Origin of the sequence: Streptomyces morookaense, from assembly GCF_013030945.1 — a bacterium.
Lineage (GTDB): Bacteria > Actinomycetota > Actinomycetes > Streptomycetales > Streptomycetaceae > Streptomyces > Streptomyces morookaensis.
Genome location: NZ_JABBXF010000233.1, coordinates 1 through 380, shown reverse-complemented (window position 1 = coordinate 380; position 380 = coordinate 1). Strand labels below are relative to the sequence as shown.

The following is a 380-nucleotide window of genomic DNA, read 5'->3' as shown; positions in this document are numbered from 1 at the left end:
CCCCGGTGGCTTCGGGACGAGCGCGAACGCCTCGGAGCACTTGAGGATCGCACCGGTGGCCTGGGACAGCACGTCGGCCACGTCATTGTTCATGTTCCAGCCGTCGGCCAGCTGCTGGTTCCAGATGGCGGCGGCCACGACGCGCAGCTGTGCCTGCTCGTCGGGCGTCGGGTCGTCGGCCGGCGCGACGGCCGACGCGGCCGTGTGTGCGGGTGCGGCAGTGGCCGCCTGGGCCGCTCCTGTCCCGCCGGCGGTCAGCACCACGCAGGCCAGGGCCGTGGCAGTCGCCGATAAGAGCCGTTGTCTCATTCCTGCCCCCAGTCAACGGGCGCGGCCACCGGCCGCGCGCTCGTCGAGGCTGACACGGCCCTGTCCGCCGT

At 73.2% G+C, this 380-nt stretch carries 1 pseudogene; it reads right to left on the bottom strand.

Going from position 1 to position 380, the window contains the following annotated elements:
• A pseudogene (locus tag HG542_RS34315) lies at positions 1 to 309 on the bottom strand (hypothetical protein); the annotation flags it as partial.
• Between the last annotated feature and the right edge of the window lie 71 nt (positions 310 to 380).